This is a genomic window from Pigmentiphaga sp. (assembly GCF_033795525.1).
In the GTDB taxonomy this organism is placed as follows: Bacteria; Pseudomonadota; Gammaproteobacteria; order Burkholderiales; family Burkholderiaceae_B; genus Pigmentiphaga.
Genome location: NZ_JARYGM010000003.1, coordinates 536,885 through 549,629, shown reverse-complemented (window position 1 = coordinate 549,629; position 12,745 = coordinate 536,885). Strand labels below are relative to the sequence as shown.

The following is a 12,745-nucleotide window of genomic DNA, read 5'->3' as shown; positions in this document are numbered from 1 at the left end:
TCGTGGCGTGTAGGCGTAGGTACGCAAGATCTGCGCCAAGCGCCGGCAAAAAGAAAAATCCGAACCAGAGCCCAGGAAATCCGTTTTTCCTGAAGCGGCGGCTATGGGATGCTGGTTTCCGACGATGCGACTTCCGGGAGCCGGCACTTTCATGAATCATGCGCTTCACTCTCATGCCCTGCCATGGTGCGCGGTGGCAGCCTCGCGCGACGTGCCGGCGTTGATGGTGATGCCCGTGATGCTCGCCGACCTGCCGCTGGCGATTTGGCGTTCGGACGACGGGCACATCCATGCCTGGTACGACCGGTGCCCGCACCGCGGCATGCGCCTCTCATTGGGCGCCGTGGCGCCGCGCGGCCTGGTTTGTCCCTATCACGGCTGGCGGTTCGGTAACGACGCGCAGTGCAATTTCATCCCGGCGCATCCAGCCAGCGTGCCCCCGGCGTCGGCCAAGGCGCAGTCCTATCCCGTCGTCGAGCGCCATGGATTCATCTGGGTGGCCAAGCAGGACACGCCAGCCGAACCGCCGCCGCTGCCGCACGAGTTGGAGCCAATACGCAGCATGCACATGCCGGTCGACGGTATGCGGCTGGCCGAGGCCTGGCTGAGGTCCTGCCTGCATACGGCCGGCCGGCTCAGCGTGGCGGAATACGAGCCGGTGCAGGCCGGGGGAAGCGTACGCCGGCATGGTTGGCGCTTGCCCGAAGGAAGCTTCGAAGCGACGGCGGAATCGAATGGCGCCGTTTTGCATGGCCGCTGGCGCGAAGGCGGTTCGGGCGTGGACTACGTCGGACTGGTCCAGCCCGTCAGCCGTGGGACGTCCATGCTGCATCTGGCTGGCGTAGGACCGCTGTCTGCCGATGCCAAACGCGGGTTGAACCAGGCGCTCGTAGTCTTGCGTCATGGGCTTGCAGAGCAGCGGGGGCATCGAATCGATTGGAGAACGGCCCATGAATGTGCGTGACGATCTCGTGGCCTTGAACGACTGGTATGTCGTGGCCTATGCGGAAGAACTGCTTCCCGGGCAGTCCGAGCATGCGCGCTTGCTGGGCGAAGACATAGAACTGGTCCGCGACGAGAGCGGGCGGTTCCATTGCAGCTGGCTGCGAACGGACGGCACGCGCCAGCCGCTGGACCACGTACTGGAACGCTATGGGTTTGTCTGGGTGTCGTTGGGGCGGCCGGCACGGGACATCGTCGCCATCGCCGAGTTCGACGACGGCCAGCCGCGGCGCTTCTTCCATCGCGGCCGCATCGGCGTACCCTCGTCGGGCCAGCGGGTGATCGAAAACTTCTTCGACCTTTCCCATTTTTCATTCGTGCATACGGGCACGCTGGGCGGGTACGAGTCGGCGGAGGTACCGACCTACCAGATCGAGTATCGCGACGACGGCCGGGAACTCTGGGCCACTGGTTGCAGCTTCTTCCAACCCAAGGCGTCGGCCGCCGCCGGACTGGGGACGCAGGTCTATTACGACTACCGCATCGCGTCTCCTTTCATCGCCATCATCTACAAGGACAGCCTGGTCCGGCCCGGCATGAAGGATCTCATCGGCCTTTTCATACAGCCCTGCGACGAAGAACATTGCACGGTGCATTCGTTCGCGCGCGTCTTCGACCACACCAACAGCGACCAGCACATTCTGCATTTCTATCACGAGATATTCGCGCAGGACCGCATGGTGCTGGTTCACCAGCGTCCCCGCAAGCTCCCTGTGCACCCGCGGCAGGAAGTGCCTGCGGCATCGGATGCCAGTTCGGTGGCCTATCGCCGCTGGCTCGACCGTTCCGGCCTGCAATTCGGGCTGGAGCGCAACCTGGTCTGATGCGCTCGGGAGCCGAGATGATCCGCTTGTACGACTACATCCTGTCCGCCGAAGGCTACAAGGTTAGATTGCTGATGAGCATGCTGGGCCTGACCTACGAGCCGGTGAAGGTCGATGTCCATCCTGGCCGCATGCATCGCGATCCGGCGTTTCTGGCCATCAATCCCCTGGGGACGCTGCCTGTGCTGGAAGATGGAGAGGTCTGCCTGCGCGATGCCCAGGCAATCCTGGTCTACCTGGCCGCCCGCCACGATGCGTCGCGCGCATGGTTGCCCGCGGGACCGGAGGACGCCGGGCGGGTCGCGATGTGGCTGGCTTTCGCGGGGCATGAAATGGCGCCGCTGCTGCGCCTGCGCATGGCCGATATCCAGGCCGCGCCCGTGCCCGGCCGTGATGGTGTCGAGGCCGCGTCCCGGCATGCCCTGGGGCTGCTGGAAGACCACGTGTTCGAGGGCGAGCTGCATGGCCGGCGCTGGCTGGTGGGCGATCGCCCCACCATCGCCGATGTCGCGGTATTTCCCGGCGTGGCGCTGATGGCCGATTGCGGCCTGCCGGTCGAGGACTATCCGGCGCTGTGGCGGTGGGTGCACGCGTTCAAGCGGCTGCCGGGCTTCATCGTCATGCCCGGCATTCTCCCTCCCGATCTCGCCGACGCGCTGGCGGCATAGACCGTGCCGGCCGGCCGCGTCAGCGCGACGCGGCACCCAGTGTGTTTTCCAGGAACGGCAGGACGGCCGCGGTGAAAGCCGCCGGGTTGTCCTCCACCACCATGTGGGCCGCCGCCGGAATCTCGGCGCGGCTTGCATGCCGGAATTCCGCCGCCATCCGATCGGCGCAGTCTCGCGTCACCAGGTCGGAGTCGCTGCCCCGCACGACCAGCACCGGGCATGCCACATCGGCCACTGCCTTCCATGATCGCTCGGGAGGATCGGGCGTCATGCGCGGATCGAAAATCTTGGGGTCGATACGCCATTGCCAGCGGCCTTGCGCGTCTTGCATCAGCATCCATTCCAGGCGCGTCGCCAGGCTGCGGGCACTGGCGCGTCTATGCAGCGGACGCAGGAAATCGAGCGCCTCTTCCTGGCTGGCGAAGGAACCCGGCGTGCGGCCCAGTTCTTCGCGTATGCGCGCCAGGCCGCGCGGGTCGAGTTCCGGCGCGCTGTCCACGATGACGAGCGCCTCCAGTCCGGGAGGCTTGGCGGCCGCGTAATTCAGTGCGTTGGTGCCGCCCATGGAGTGGCCCACCAAGGCATACCGGTGCAAATTCTTCTGCTCCACCAGCGCCGCGATATCGGCCACATAGTCGTCCGTGGTGTAGCGGCCCGCCGGAGCCCAGTCCGAGGCGCCGCGGCCGCGCTGGTCCAATGCGATCAAGTGGAAACTCCCGGCCGCGGCTTCGGCGAATTCCTCGAACCAGTAGCCGTAGGCGCGCAGGCCATGCAGCAACACGACGGCGGGCAATTCGTCGGCACCCCATTCGACGAGATGCAGCGACAAGCCTTGGCTGGTGATCGACGTAGAACGGGCAGGCATGGCGGTTTGCCTCATGGAAAACGCACAGGGTTGATCGAGTAGCCGACCTTGAGCTCGATCTCGTAGCCGTCGGGGTCGGCGATATAGATGGAGGAGCCGAATCCGCGTGCGCCGTAGACTTCCATCGGGCCACGGATGATGTCGATTTGCATGGCGCGCAGGCTTTCCAGCAACGCGTCCATGTCGGCTTCGATGCTCAGGCAGAAGTGCTCGATGCCGCGCCGGTCCGGCGGCGGCAACGTCTCGCCGGGCTGCAGCGCGATCAGGTCGATGAGATTCGCGCCGCACCGCACCTGGCGCAAATGGATCTTGTCGAAGATGCGTTCTACGCGCAGGCCAAGTACCGATTCGTAGAAGGCGACCGTGCGATCGATATCCGAGACTTTCAGCACCAGATGGTCGACGCCGTTGAAACGTGCCGGTATCGGCATCTTGCAGCTCCCGCGTATGGCCAACGCTTCATCATACGAACCCGCCGCGCGGGCCTACCAAAAAATGGGCACGCAACTAGTTCGGTTTTCCTGAACCAGCGGCATGGGCTGCCAGCTGCTGCGCGAGGCCTCAAACCTGGTTCAGGAAAATTGATCCAGGCGTGCGGGAATCCGAATTGCTTCGCGGCGCCTACCTTCTTTAATGTGGCCGCATGCGATGCGATGAGACGACCTCCAACGTATCGGCGCAGCTGGCGGAGTTCGCGGCCACGCTGGCCGCCGACGATCTGCCCGAGACCGTGGCACAGCAATGCAAGCAGGCCTTGCTGGACTTGCTGGGCATCGCTGTGGCCGGGGAGCGCGTGGGCGAAACCTCGCATGCGCTGGAGCGCTACGCCTCGCAGAGCGGAGGCGGCGCCGCATGGATATGGGCCACGGGCCGGCGGGCGCCGCCCGCGACGGCGGCGCTCGTGAACGCGGCGCATGCGCGCGTGCTGGATTACGACGACATCATCGACTATCCGCAAATACACGTGACGGTGTGCTTTGCGCCGGCGGCCATCGCCATTGCCCAGGCGGCCCGGGTGGACCGCCCCGGCCAGCGCCTGCTGGCGGCGTTGGCCGTGGGGTCGGAAATCCAGTCGCGGCTGGCGGCGGCCATCGCGGCCGGCCTCGGCCCGGGACTGCCGGTGATGCTGGCCAGCCAGCTGTTCGGCTATCTTTCGGCCGCCGCGGCTTGCGGCAAAGTGCTGGGATTCGACGCGACGCGCATGTTGCATGCATTGGGCTTGGCGCAGATGCAGGCGGCCGGCACCGAAGAAATGGTGGTGCATGCGCCGGTAAGCGCCGGCAAGATCCTGTATGCCGGGCTGTGCAACCAGGGCGGCGCCCAGAGCGCCTTGATGAGCCTTGCAGGCCTGTCCGCCCTGGGCGATCCGGTCGGCGGCCAGGCCGGACTGCTGAACGCGTGCTTTCCGGAGGCGTTCGAATTGGGGCCGCTGACCGCGGGCCTGGGGTCGCGCTACGAGTCGCTGAAACGCTGCTTCAAGCCCCAGCCCGGCACGCTGGTGAGCCACCCGTTCTGCGAGGCCGCTCTCGGCCTGATGCGTCTGCACCGGCTGCGTCCTGACGATATCTCGTGGGTGCGCCTGCGTGTCGGGCCGTGGGGACAAGCCATGTGCGAGCCGCACGATGTCCGCCGCCAGCCGCCCAGCGCGTCGGCGGCCATGAACAGCATTCCCTACGCGGTGGCGCTGGCGCTGCTTCGCGGCCAGGTCGGCGTAAACGATTTCGGCGCCCAGGCGCGGACCGACGAAACCGTCCTGCGCATGGCGGCCCGTATCGAGCATGAGCTCGACCCCACCCTCGCGGCGCCGGGCTCCGTGGAGCCCGGCATCGTCATGATCGGCTGTTCCGATGGCGCAGCCTATAGCGAACGCGTCGATGTCGCTCACGGGCAGCCGGCCCGGCCCATGTCGTTCGACGACATCGCAGCCAAGTTCGTCCGCAATATCACTTGCGCCCGCCCGTCGATGTCGCCCGGCGCGATCGATCGCGTCATCGCGACCGTGCGCGAACTCGAGCAGCTCGACGACCTGGATTCCTTTCTTCAACAGCTGTCGGCCACGGCTTCCTGACACCATGAGACCTGCCATCGACCAACTCATACGCCCGGGCGCCGTCCACCGGTCCGTCTACACCGACCAGGACATATTCGATCTGGAGATGCAGCACATCTTCGATACGACTTGGGTCTTCCTGGCGCACGAGGCCGAGATCCCCCAGCCGGGCGACTACAAGACCACGCTGCTGGGCCGTCATCCGGTGATCGTCTCGCGGCAGCCGGACGGCCAGGTGGCCGTGCTGATCAACCGCTGCCGCCATCGCGGCCCGACGGTGTGCGAGAACGAAACCGGCAACAGCAAATACTTTCGCTGCCCCTACCACTTCTGGACGTATCGCAGCTCGGGCGACCTGATCGGGGTTCCCTCGCCCGAAGCCTACGGCAGTACGTTCAAAAAAGAGGAAATGGGACTGCAGCGGATAGCCAGGGTGGACCAGTACCAGGGTTTTATTTTCGGCAGCATGAGCGCGGGCGGACCCAGCCTGCGCGAGCACCTGGGCGGCGTGGCGCGTTTTCTCGACGCCTACGTTGGCGCCGCACCCGGCGGCAAGCTCGCCCTGTTCGAGGGGTCGCAGAAATGCGCCTACAACGGCAACTGGAAATTCCAGCTCGAGAACGGCGTCGACCCTTACCACGTGGGCGCTTTGCACATCAGCGCCGTCACGCCCAAGGCCATGGAAATCTACCAGCAGGGCGGCGGCTGCGTGATTGCGATGGATGGCCACGGTGTTACGGACCATACGGACTACGGGCCCATGCCGCTGGATGCCAGCCTGTCCGGCGGATTCAACCTGGTCATTTTTCCCAACCTTATCGTATTGCGCAGCCAGATACGCACCATACGGCCGGTCGCCGCCAACCGTACCGAGATCCATACCCGCGTGGTCAAGCTCGAGGGCGCGCCGGAAGACATCAATCTGCGCCGCATGCGTGACCAGGAATTCGAGTTCGGCGCGGCGGGGACTTTTTTCACCGACGACCTGGAGATCTTCGAGCGCACGCAGTACGGATTGCAAAGTTCTGCCGTGGAGTGGCTGACTTTCTCGCGCGGCCTGGAGACCGATAAGGTGAAGGACGGCTATGTGACCGGCGGCATTACCGACGAAACGCAGCATCGCGGCATGTACCGGAACTGGCTGCGCATGATGACGGCCGGTTCTGCCTTGCAGGAGCCGCACGCATGAATGCCTTGCAAGAACTGCGCGCGGACGCGGAAAGTTTTCTCTATCGCGAGGCCCGGCTGCTGGATACGCAGCGGTTCGAGGACTGGCTCGATCTGTTCACCGATGACGCCACCTATTGGGTACCGGCGGGGCGCGACGACATCGATCCGGCCCGCCATGTCTCCATCATCCACGACGACAAGGCCGCCATGGCAAGACGCGTCAAGCGCCTGCGCTCGGGCTTCGCGTTCGCCCAGGAGCCGGCATCGCGCCTGCATCGCATCGTGTCCAACGTCGATATCGTCGACGCCGATGCCGATGGCGGCAGCTGCGAGGTGCACTGCATGATGCTGCTGGTGGAACTCGCACGGCATAGGCAGACGATGCATTCGGCGCATTGCGAGTTCACGCTGACGGGCAGCCGCCCGCAGTGGCGCATCCGCCGCAAGAAGGTCAACTTGCTGCGCAATGGCGAGGCGCTCGAATGCATTTCCTACCTGCTCTAGCGCGAGACGTCCATGGCGCGTGAGGGCGATCTGCCATCGGCGGTGCTGAGCAACGAGTTCGCGGCAGTCCGCGTCAGCATCGACACGCGCGGCCTAAGCCCGCGATTGCGGGTCGACGACCTGCGGCACGACCGGACGGTATGGCTGGACGCTTTCCAGTTGGCCGCGCTGGCTGGCACCGAAGTGGCGGATTTCGATATGCACATGATCCCGGGACGAACACCGGGACATGGAGGGGGACGATGAGCAAGCGTTCCGGGAGATGCCAGGCCGGATGCCGCGCAGGCGCATGCCCCGCGGGTTCCATTCACTTATCGATAGAAAGGTGTGCCATGATGCAATTCGCGTTTCATCCGCTGCAGCGCTGCGGCGCCATGCTGCTCGTCGCGGGCCTGGCCCTGGCCGGTGCGCTGTCCGCCCAGGCCCAGCCGCTTACCAAGATCCGCTATACCCATGACTGGCGCTTCGACGGTCCCGCTTCCATCGTGCTGATGGCACAGGGCAAGGGTTATTTCGCCAAGGAAGGCCTGGACGTGAGCGTCGATACCGGCACGGGCTCGGTCTCGGCCATCCAGCGCGTCATAGGCGGTACCCACGAAATGGGCACCGCCGATACCAGCGCCATGATCGAGTACATGGTCAACAACCCGTCCACACCCTCGGTGCTGGGCGTCTACATGCTGCTCGAGCAGTTGCCGGCATCGGTCTTCTCGCTCAAGAAGAAGGGCATTTCCAAGCCGGCAGACGTGCAGGGCAAGACGCTGGCTTCGCCGGTGTTCGATGCGGGGCGCAAGGCTTTCCCGGTATTCGCCCAGGCCACGCGCATCGATCCTTCTTCGGTGAAGTGGATCAACGTCGATCCGGCGCTGCGCGAAACCCTGTTGATCAAGGGCGAGGTCGACGCCATCACCGGCTTCTACTACACCTCGCTGTTGACCCTGGAGTCGCGCGGCGTGAAGGAAAGCGAATTGAACATCATGAAGTACAGCGACTACGGCGTGAACCTGTACGGCAACATGGTGGTGACCTCGCCCAAGTTCGCGGCCGAGAATCCGGCGGTCGTATCCGCCTTCCTGCGGGCGTTCAACCGCGCAGTCAAGGATACCCTGGCCAATCCCAAGGAGGCCGTGACCTATCTCAAGGCGCGCGACGGCATTATCGACAGCGCGATCGAGGAACGCCGGCTGCGCATGTTCCTGGGCAGCGTTTCCACGCCCGCGACCCGCGCCAGCGGCCTGGGCGGGGTAGACATGGCGCGCCTGCGGCTGAACATCGTCCAGGTGGTCGACGCTTTCGGGCTGAAGTCCTACCCCGATGCCGAGAAGCTGTTCACCGACAAATTCCTGCCGTCGGCGCAGGAACGCGCGATCAAGTAGCCTGCGACAGCGGAAATCCCTGCGCGAGCGATTCGCGCAGGTACTCGACAAAGCACTGGACCGCCCGCGGCACTCGCGGCGCCCAGGGCCGCAGCGCATAGAGCTGGTTGCCGAAAAAGCCCTGCACGCGCCAATCGGGCAGCACCGGCCTGAGTTTGCGCAGGCTCGGCGCCGCGCTGAAATCCGGCAGCAGGGCGATCCCCAGGCCGTCCAACACCGCGTCGCGCAAGACTTCGCTGTTATTGGCCTTGAATGGTCCTTGCACCGGAATGGGCAGCGGCTCGGCCGACCCGCCGCCGGCCGGCACGAAGGTCCAGGTATCCGCGCCGGGCCCCAGATACAGCAGGCAGTCGTGTGCCGCCAGGTCGCGCGGATGCCGGGGGGTGCCGCGCCGCCGCAGGTAGGCGGGACTGGCGACCAGCAGCGATTGCGTTTCGCACAGCGGCCAGGCGACGTAGCTTTCCGGCGCCGCGCCGGTATGGCGGATGGCCAGGTCATAGCCTTCCTGCGCCAGGTTGACGAACCGGTCCGTCAGGTCGAGATGGATGCGGACGTCGGGATAGCGCCGGATGAAGGGGGCCAGCCGCGGTGCGATGTGTTGCCGGCCCAGGGCGACCGGCGCCGTGACGCGTACCGTGCCCCGCGGGGTGCCCGTCAGGTCCTTGACCGCGGTGAAGCCGGCATCGATGCGCTCGAAGGCGGGAGCAGCATCCATGACCAGTTCACGGCCGGCATCGGTCAGCACCACCGACCGGGTCGTGCGCTGGACCAGCGGCACGCCGGCCGCCCGCTCCAGCGCGCCGATGCGCATGCTGACCGAGGCCTTGGACAGTCCCAGGCGGCGGGCGGCCTGCGTAAAGCTGCGGGTCTCGGCCAGGACCGTCAGCAGGTGGATATCGGCCACCCAGGGCGCGATGACGTCGGAAGCCATTCGGTTACCCCCGGATTGTTCAAAATAATGAACACTTTAATTGGATTCGGACCGCTTATCCAATCGGCCTGAGCGGCCTAGACTCAAGGCCTCGATGTTTATCGCCAGGATGCTATCCATGTCCATCGTTTCCGCTTCTTCCGGCAATCCGTCCCTCATCACCCATTGGAGGGACGGCGCCGCCGCGTCGTCCGTGGGCACGCGCACGGCCGACGTCTTCAATCCCGCCACCGGTGCGGTAGCGGGCCAGGTCGCGCTGGGCAACGCCGCGGACGTGGATGCCGCTGTCGCGAGCGCCAAGCGCGCCTTCCCGGCCTGGGCCGATATTCCGCCCATCCGCCGCGCGCGCGTGATGTTCCGCTTCCTGGAATTGCTCAATCGCCACAAGGACGACCTCGCGCGCGCCATCACGGCCGAGCACGGCAAGGTATTTACCGATGCGCAAGGCGAAGTCGCGCGGGGCATAGACATCGTCGAATTCGCCTGCGGTATCCCCCAGCTGCTCAAGACCCAGTTCACCGACCAGGTGTCCACCGGCATGGACAACTGGACGCTGCGGCAACCGCTGGGCGTGGTGGCCGGCATTACACCGTTCAATTTCCCGGTGATGGTACCGATGTGGATGTTCCCGGTGGCCATCGCGGCGGGTAATTGCTTCATACTCAAGCCCAGTCCGGTCGATCCCTCGCCGTCGTTGATGATGGCAGACCTGCTCAAGCAGGCCGGCCTGCCCGACGGCGTGTTCAACGTCGTGCAAGGCGACAAGGAAGCGGTAGAGGCGCTGCTGGCCCATCCCGACGTCGACGCGGTGTCCTTCGTCGGCTCTACGCCCATCGCGCAGAGTATCTACGAGACCGGCGCCCGCAACGGCAAGCGCGTGCAGGCGCTGGGCGGCGCCAAGAACCACATGGTGGTCATGCCCGATGCGAACCTGGACCAGGCGGTCGACGCCCTGATCGGTTCGGCCTACGGTTCGGCCGGCGAGCGGTGCATGGCGATCTCGGTAGGCGTGCTGGTGGGCGAGGTCGCCGACCAGATCATGCCCCGCCTGGTCGAGCGCACGCGCGCGCTCAAGGTCAAGAACGGCATGGAGCTCGATGCCGAAATGGGGCCTATCGTGCACGCCGCGGCGCACCGGCGCATCAGCGACTACATCGGCATCGGGGTCGAGGAAGGCGCCAAGCTGCTGGTGGACGGCCGCAAGTTCGATGCCGCATCGGCAGGCGCCGGCTGCGAGCGCGGGTTCTGGATGGGCGGCACGTTGTTCGACCACGTAACGCCCGAGATGCGGATTTATCGCGAAGAGATCTTCGGGCCGGTGCTGTCCTGCGTGCGAGTGCCGGATTTCGCCGCCGCGGTGGAATTGATCAACGCGCACGAGTTCGGCAATGGCGTGAGCTGCTTTACCAGCGACGGCAACGTGGCGCGGGAGTTCAGCCGCCGCATACAAGTGGGCATGGTGGGCATCAACGTGCCTATCCCGGTGCCCATGGCCTGGCACGGCTTTGGCGGCTGGAAGCGCTCGCTGTTCGGCGACATGCACGCCTATGGCGAAGAAGGGGTACGGTTCTATACCCGGCAGAAGAGCATCATGCAGCGCTGGCCAAGCAGTATCGGCAAGGGTGCGGAGTTCGTCATGCCGGTTGCCAAGTAGCCCCCCAGCCGCGGCTTATCGGCTGGCGAGAAAGTTCACCAGGGCGGCGGCGGGAGCGGTCAGGCGGTCGCGCTGGCGGAAGACGATGACCAGTTCGCGGATGGCCCAGGGTTCTTCGATGGGAATGAGCGCGAGGTCGAGGGTGTTCACGTAGAGTTCGCCGCTGTGCTGCGGAACGACGGCGACACCGAGGCCGACGTGGACCATGCGGCACAGGGCGTCGAGACTGCTGACGCTGATCTTGACGTGCAGCGAGGCGCCGCGGCGGCCGGCTTCGCGGACCAGCAATTGCGTCAGCGACGTACCCTGGCCCATGCCGACGATGTTCTCGTCCATGAAATCGCCGAGCCGCACCACGGTGGCCCTGGCCAGGCGGTGATGGCGCGGGACCGCGAGGTAAAGCCGGTCGCTGCGGTAGGGCAGGTGCTCGAGTTGTTCGATACCCGGCACCGGGTTGCAGAAGCCCAGGTCGAAATCGCTTTCGACCAGGCTGCGCAGCACCTGGCTGCTGGTCTGTTCGTCGATCTGTATGTCCACGTCGGGAAAGACGCGCTTGAAAGCTGCGATGTCTTCCGGCAGGAACTGCACGGTGGACGACATATTGCCGACGATGCGCAGAGTGCCCTTGGCGCCGGTCGCGTATTGCGAGAGTTCGGCTTCGAGCCGCTCGATGTCGGCCAGCACTTCCTGGGCGTGCCGCAGGACTGCTTCCCCTATGGGCGTGACCGAGATGCCGCGCGATTCGCGGTGGATGACCGGCAGGCCGATCAGGCCTTCGATTTCGGCGATGCGCCGGCTGACCGCCGACGGCGCGATGGCCTCGCGTTCAGCGGCGCGTGCGATGTTGCGTTCCTGGCAGACGGCGACAAACAGGCGCAACGAAGTCAGGTCGAGTTTTCTGACGAGATTGCTCATGCAGGCACCGGTTCGCTAGGGACGATGGCCCTGCGCGAGAGATCGAAAGCCCCACGCATGGCCGCAAAGCCGGATTGTGGCACGGGGGGCGGTGCCGGGCAACGCGGGGGGAGACCCGGTCAGGGTCTCCCGCGCGCCGGCGCCAGCCACGGAAAGGCGCGCAGGTGGGCCTCTTCGAAGGCGTGTATTTGCTCCGCTTTGCGCAGTGTCAGCGCGACGTCGTCCAGGCCGTTGATCAGGCAGTACTTGCGGAAAGGCGCAATGTCGAAGCGAAAACCCGATTCGGCGTCGAGCGTCGACACGGTCTGCGCTTGCAGGTCGATCGCCAGGCGCAGCGCGGGGTCGCCGCCGGCGCGCGCAAACAGCGCATCTACCTGTGCTTCGTCCAGTACGACGGGCAGCAGCCCGTTCTGCAACGCGTTGTTGTAGAAGATATCGCCAAAGCTGGGCGCGATCACCGCACGGAAACCATATTGCTGCAAGGCCCATGGCGCGTGCTCGCGCGAGGAACCGCAGCCGAAGTTGGCGCGCGCCAGCAGGATGGTGGCGTCCCGGTATTGCGGCTGGTTCAGCACGAAGTCGGGATTCAGCGGGCGGCCCGAGCAGTCCTGCCCCGGTTCGCCGCGGTCGAGATAACGCCATTCATCGAACAGGTTGGGACCGAAGCCGGTGCGGCGGATGGATTTCAGGAATTGCTTGGGAATGATGGCGTCGGTATCGACGTTGCTGCGGTCCAGCGGGGCGACGATGCCTTCCAGGCGCTCGAATTTTTCCATGGCGCGGGTC

14 protein-coding genes are annotated in these 12,745 nt (G+C 65.5%); 9 read left to right on the top strand and 5 right to left on the bottom strand.

Annotated features, from left to right (window positions below; translation table 11 throughout):
• The first annotated feature begins 151 nt into the window (after positions 1-151).
• The 3 genes from QHC78_RS11140 to QHC78_RS11130 are packed head-to-tail and all read left to right on the top strand — an operon-like array spanning position 152 to position 2,494.
• On the top strand, positions 152-964 hold the full coding sequence (locus QHC78_RS11140) for a Rieske (2Fe-2S) protein (protein WP_319744436.1): 813 nt from the start codon (positions 152-154) through the stop codon (positions 962-964).
• Positions 951-1,826, top strand: a complete 876-nt coding sequence (locus QHC78_RS11135; RefSeq protein WP_319744434.1) for an aromatic ring-hydroxylating oxygenase subunit alpha — start codon at positions 951-953, stop codon at positions 1,824-1,826. Before QHC78_RS11140 ends, QHC78_RS11135 begins: the two co-directional genes overlap by 14 nt.
• 17 nt (positions 1,827-1,843) lie before the next feature.
• Entirely contained in the window at positions 1,844-2,494 is a 651-nt protein-coding gene (locus QHC78_RS11130; protein WP_319744432.1) for a glutathione S-transferase family protein, read from the top strand.
• A 19-nt stretch (positions 2,495-2,513) separates the two neighbouring features.
• On the opposite strand, the gene QHC78_RS11125 is transcribed toward QHC78_RS11130, so the two are convergent.
• On the bottom strand, positions 2,514-3,359 hold the full coding sequence (locus QHC78_RS11125) for an alpha/beta fold hydrolase (RefSeq protein ID WP_319744430.1): 846 nt from the start codon (positions 3,357-3,359) through the stop codon (positions 2,514-2,516).
• 11 nt (positions 3,360-3,370) lie between these two features.
• Positions 3,371-3,790 (bottom strand): VOC family protein, encoded by a 420-nt coding sequence (locus QHC78_RS11120; RefSeq protein WP_319744428.1) that lies wholly within the window; start codon positions 3,788-3,790, stop codon positions 3,371-3,373.
• 212 nt (positions 3,791-4,002) lie between these two features.
• Between QHC78_RS11120 and QHC78_RS11115 the strand changes: the two genes are divergently transcribed.
• The 5 genes from QHC78_RS11115 to QHC78_RS11095 all read left to right on the top strand — a co-directional run bounded on the left by QHC78_RS11115 (position 4,003) and on the right by QHC78_RS11095 (position 8,459).
• Positions 4,003-5,427 (top strand): MmgE/PrpD family protein, encoded by a 1,425-nt coding sequence (locus QHC78_RS11115; RefSeq protein WP_319744427.1) that lies wholly within the window; start codon positions 4,003-4,005, stop codon positions 5,425-5,427.
• Positions 5,428-5,431: 4 nt separating this feature from the next.
• Positions 5,432-6,598 carry an aromatic ring-hydroxylating oxygenase subunit alpha gene (locus tag QHC78_RS11110; RefSeq protein ID WP_319744425.1) on the top strand — a complete coding sequence of 389 codons (1,167 nt, stop codon included), beginning with the start codon at positions 5,432-5,434 and terminating at the stop codon, positions 6,596-6,598.
• Positions 6,595-7,083 (top strand): aromatic-ring-hydroxylating dioxygenase subunit beta, encoded by a 489-nt coding sequence (locus QHC78_RS11105; RefSeq protein WP_319744423.1) that lies wholly within the window; start codon positions 6,595-6,597, stop codon positions 7,081-7,083. Before QHC78_RS11110 ends, QHC78_RS11105 begins: the two co-directional genes overlap by 4 nt.
• A 12-nt stretch (positions 7,084-7,095) precedes the next feature.
• Entirely contained in the window at positions 7,096-7,329 is a 234-nt protein-coding gene (locus tag QHC78_RS11100) for a hypothetical protein (protein ID WP_319744421.1), read from the top strand.
• Between the two features lie 86 nt (positions 7,330-7,415).
• Positions 7,416-8,459, top strand: a complete 1,044-nt coding sequence (locus tag QHC78_RS11095; RefSeq protein ID WP_319744419.1) for an ABC transporter substrate-binding protein — start codon at positions 7,416-7,418, stop codon at positions 8,457-8,459.
• On the opposite strand, the gene QHC78_RS11090 is transcribed toward QHC78_RS11095, so the two are convergent.
• Positions 8,452-9,390 (bottom strand): LysR family transcriptional regulator, encoded by a 939-nt coding sequence (locus tag QHC78_RS11090; protein ID WP_319744417.1) that lies wholly within the window; start codon positions 9,388-9,390, stop codon positions 8,452-8,454. The genes QHC78_RS11095 and QHC78_RS11090 overlap by 8 nt on opposite strands.
• Before the next feature lie 118 nt (positions 9,391-9,508).
• Here QHC78_RS11090 and QHC78_RS11085 point away from each other — a divergent pair, with 118 nt between their 5' ends.
• On the top strand, positions 9,509-11,044 hold the full coding sequence (locus QHC78_RS11085; protein WP_319744415.1) for a CoA-acylating methylmalonate-semialdehyde dehydrogenase: 1,536 nt from the start codon (positions 9,509-9,511) through the stop codon (positions 11,042-11,044).
• Positions 11,045-11,059: 15 nt separating this feature from the next.
• On the opposite strand, the gene QHC78_RS11080 is transcribed toward QHC78_RS11085, so the two are convergent.
• Together QHC78_RS11080 and leuD are read right to left on the bottom strand one after the other, a co-directional pair.
• Positions 11,060-11,959 (bottom strand): LysR substrate-binding domain-containing protein, encoded by a 900-nt coding sequence (locus QHC78_RS11080; RefSeq protein WP_319744412.1) that lies wholly within the window; start codon positions 11,957-11,959, stop codon positions 11,060-11,062.
• A gap of 119 nt (positions 11,960-12,078) precedes the next feature.
• On the bottom strand, positions 12,079-12,735 hold the full coding sequence (leuD, locus tag QHC78_RS11075) for a 3-isopropylmalate dehydratase small subunit (protein ID WP_319744410.1): 657 nt from the start codon (positions 12,733-12,735) through the stop codon (positions 12,079-12,081).
• Between the last annotated feature and the right edge of the window lie 10 nt (positions 12,736-12,745).

Excerpts from the sequence above, each read along its gene's own strand:
- QHC78_RS11140 (WP_319744436.1), top strand. The coding sequence starts at position 152 with ATGAATCATGCGCTTCACTCTCATGCCCTGCCATGGTGCGCGGTGGCA.
- QHC78_RS11135 (WP_319744434.1), top strand. The coding sequence starts at position 951 with ATGAATGTGCGTGACGATCTCGTGGCCTTGAACGACTGGTATGTCGTG.
- QHC78_RS11130 (WP_319744432.1), top strand. The coding sequence starts at position 1,844 with ATGATCCGCTTGTACGACTACATCCTGTCCGCCGAAGGCTACAAGGTT.
- QHC78_RS11125 (WP_319744430.1), bottom strand. The coding sequence starts at position 3,359 with ATGCCTGCCCGTTCTACGTCGATCACCAGCCAAGGCTTGTCGCTGCAT.
- QHC78_RS11120 (WP_319744428.1), bottom strand. The coding sequence starts at position 3,790 with ATGCCGATACCGGCACGTTTCAACGGCGTCGACCATCTGGTGCTGAAA.
- QHC78_RS11115 (WP_319744427.1), top strand. The coding sequence starts at position 4,003 with ATGCGATGCGATGAGACGACCTCCAACGTATCGGCGCAGCTGGCGGAG.
- QHC78_RS11110 (WP_319744425.1), top strand. The coding sequence starts at position 5,432 with ATGAGACCTGCCATCGACCAACTCATACGCCCGGGCGCCGTCCACCGG.
- QHC78_RS11105 (WP_319744423.1), top strand. The coding sequence starts at position 6,595 with ATGAATGCCTTGCAAGAACTGCGCGCGGACGCGGAAAGTTTTCTCTAT.
- QHC78_RS11100 (WP_319744421.1), top strand. The coding sequence starts at position 7,096 with ATGGCGCGTGAGGGCGATCTGCCATCGGCGGTGCTGAGCAACGAGTTC.
- QHC78_RS11095 (WP_319744419.1), top strand. The coding sequence starts at position 7,416 with ATGATGCAATTCGCGTTTCATCCGCTGCAGCGCTGCGGCGCCATGCTG.
- QHC78_RS11090 (WP_319744417.1), bottom strand. The coding sequence starts at position 9,390 with ATGGCTTCCGACGTCATCGCGCCCTGGGTGGCCGATATCCACCTGCTG.
- QHC78_RS11085 (WP_319744415.1), top strand. The coding sequence starts at position 9,509 with ATGTCCATCGTTTCCGCTTCTTCCGGCAATCCGTCCCTCATCACCCAT.
- QHC78_RS11080 (WP_319744412.1), bottom strand. The coding sequence starts at position 11,959 with ATGAGCAATCTCGTCAGAAAACTCGACCTGACTTCGTTGCGCCTGTTT.
- leuD (WP_319744410.1), bottom strand. The coding sequence starts at position 12,735 with ATGGAAAAATTCGAGCGCCTGGAAGGCATCGTCGCCCCGCTGGACCGC.